At 74.6% G+C, this 2,523-nt stretch carries 4 protein-coding genes; all 4 read left to right on the forward strand.

The features are described from left to right. Nucleotides 1-201: UDP-glucose/GDP-mannose dehydrogenase family protein (locus CRP39_RS26040; protein ID WP_245854122.1), on the forward strand; the 201-nt coding region annotated here is incomplete at its 5' end. Between the two features lie 96 nt (nt 202-297). Beyond that, nucleotides 298-471, forward strand: a complete 174-nt coding sequence (locus tag CRP39_RS27120) for a hypothetical protein (RefSeq protein ID WP_172442645.1) — start codon at nt 298-300, stop codon at nt 469-471. A 54-nt stretch (nt 472-525) separates the two neighbouring features. Beyond that, the gene (locus CRP39_RS26045; RefSeq protein ID WP_143426760.1) at nt 526-729 is read left to right on the forward strand and encodes a hypothetical protein; all 204 of its coding nucleotides are present in this window, start codon (nt 526-528) and stop codon (nt 727-729) included. Between the two features lie 161 nt (nt 730-890). Continuing rightward, nucleotides 891-1,766 (forward strand): hypothetical protein, encoded by an 876-nt coding sequence (locus tag CRP39_RS26050; protein WP_097209311.1) that lies wholly within the window; start codon nt 891-893, stop codon nt 1,764-1,766. The last annotated feature ends 757 nt before the right edge of the window (nt 1,767-2,523 follow it).

Genomic DNA, 2,523 nt, shown 5'->3' on the forward strand with positions numbered 1-2,523 from the left:
GCCACCGCCGAGCAGGCCGCCGCGGGCGCCGACGCCGTGCTGCTGCTCACCGAGTGGCGCCAGTACCGCGACCTGGACCCCGTCGCCTTCGGCCGGATCGTCGCGCAGAAGCGGATCCTGGACGGCCGCAACGCCCTCGACCGCGACGCCTGGACCACCGCCGGCTGGACCCACCGCGCCCTCGGCCGCAGAAGCGACTGAGGCGGAGGAGGTCTCACATGACTCATCGACACCCGCAGCCCCACGGTTCCACCCGGGGGGTACAGACGGGTACGCCGACTGCCGATACACAGCGACGTGGAGCTGGTCGTGGGCGTTCTTCTCGTGTGGGCCCTGCTCGCGGTGGTCGTCGCCGTCGTCGTGGGCCGGGGCATCCGGTTGGCCGACGAGCGCTCCGCCGTCCCGGCGTCGATGAGCATCTCCGACCTGGCCGCGGGGTTCGCTCCCGACCCCAGCGCCGTCCGGCGCTGACCCCCCTCTTCCACAACCTCCGTCCCCTGGTGTCGCGCCGCGGTGCCAACGGGCATGATCTCTGCCGATGACGACGGCATGGAGGCAGTCGTGGCCGTACTGATCGTGTGGGTGCTGGTGTCCGTGGTGGCGGCCGTCGTCATCGGCCGAGGCTTTCGACGAGCCGACGCATCCGGTTCCCACGACCCCGGTGCGCTCCTGACCACCGCAGACCTGCCCCCCGGGTTCGCCGCCGACTGGGTCACCGAACACCGCTGAGCCAGCCTCCGTCCCCGCGCCGGGGTCCGGGTACCGACCACGACGTGCAGGCTGGGCCCACGTGCTGAGCTCCGGACCGGCGAGCGCACCACTGGCCTCGTCTGCCCCTTTCGTGTGACCGGCCGGTCACGCTCCCGCCTGCACCCGCCGATGACAGTTCCGTGTGGGCCTGGATCCTCGGTGGACTGACCGTCTGGTTGCTCGTGGCCGCTCTGATGGGCGTGGTGATCGGCCGCGGCATCCGCCTGGCCGGCGGCCGCGCGCCAGGCAGCGGAGCCGAACTGGCGCGCCCCACCGCCCAACGGGCCGGAGAGCTGCGGACCGGTGCGGTTCGCGCCCGCCGGCGCAGCATCCCCCTCCCGCCCGTCGGGGTCGGGCTGGCCGCGGTGGCGGTCGCCCTGGAGGCCGTCGGCTACGCCGGCCGGCTCGCCGGCGCGACCGGCCCGACCGCCCGCGCCCTGTCCATGGACGCTCCCTACTCCGTGCCCCGGATGTTCGTCGCGGCCCTCTTCGCCACGGCCGCGGTCGCCGCGGTTGCCGGCGCCGCGCGCATCCCCCGGCGTCGCGCCTGGTGGCTCGCCGTCGGCCTGGTGGCGGCCGCGATCGCCTCGATCAAGGCCGGGAGCACCGTGCACTACCTGGCCATGGAGCGCCTGGGCTCGGCCATCAGCGACAGCGGCGCCGTGGTGGTCAGCGTGCTGGGGGTCGGCGCCGTCCTCGCCGTCCTCGCGTTCATCAGTCGCGCCGAGCGCCGTGACCGGCGTCGGGTGCTCAGCTGCCTGGCCGCCTACGGCGGCGCCGCTGTGGGGCTGTCCGCGGTCTCGGCTGCCGTGGACGGTCGCTGGGCGATCGCCGCGACCTTCGTCGAGGAGTCCGGTGAGGCGCTCGCGGGCGTGGCTTTCCTGGTCGCCGTCCTGGTCGGTGTCGCGCCGCGGCTGGTGCTCCCCGCCTCGTGGGTGCTGCGGCGGCAGGCCGATGCCCACACCCTCGAGGTCTCCGAGCGGCGGTCCGGGGCCCGGGGGACCGCGCGCGGCTGAGAGCCGCGTCAGCGGATCGGCGCCGCCGTCTCGCGAGCAGCCGCAGTGGTCACGGCGCGTGTCGGACGGCCCCGCACCGGCAGGTGCGGACCCGGGCCCCGCCGGCCGGGTCGTCGTCGAGCGACAGGAAGCGGTGCCTGTGCGGGGGGCGGGGTCCGAGACGAGCGAGCACGGGGACCGGCCGGCGGGCTCGCGCCGGACGCGGCCGATGGCGGGAGGGGACGCTCGTGCCCGAGCGTGGCAGCCGGACGGACGCCGTGGCAGTGGCCGGCGGCGGGGAGGACTCCGGGTCGACCTCGGTGCTCGGCCGCTCAGCGAACCGGATGAGCGCGACGAACGCCAGTGCGGCGGCGAGCGCCAACGACAGCCAGCCCGCCAGCACCATGCACACCCAGTCCATGGGCCTCTCTCACGCCGTGGCCATCGCTGTTGCCCGGACGGTCGACACCGGTTCCGAGAACCATCCGTCCGGATGGGCAGTAGACCTCACATGCGGCCAGAACGCAGCGGGCTCGGCGCAACCCGAGTCGCCCGGGGGCGCGAACCCGGGTGTCCGTGACGGATCGGTATGTGACGAAATGCGCTGAGCGACCTCCTCCGGACGGCGGTGTGGGCCTGGGGCGCGGACGGCAGGGACCGGCGGGTGCCCGCGCCGCCGGGGCTGGGTCAGCCGCCGGTGCCGCGGAGCATCGAGGACACGGTGCGCAGGATGATCTTGGCGTCGAGCCAGAGCGACCAGTTCTCGATGTAGTAGTTG

The sequence above is a fragment of the Geodermatophilus sabuli genome, assembly GCF_900215145.1.
In the GTDB taxonomy this organism is placed as follows: domain Bacteria; phylum Actinomycetota; class Actinomycetes; order Mycobacteriales; family Geodermatophilaceae; genus Geodermatophilus; species Geodermatophilus sabuli.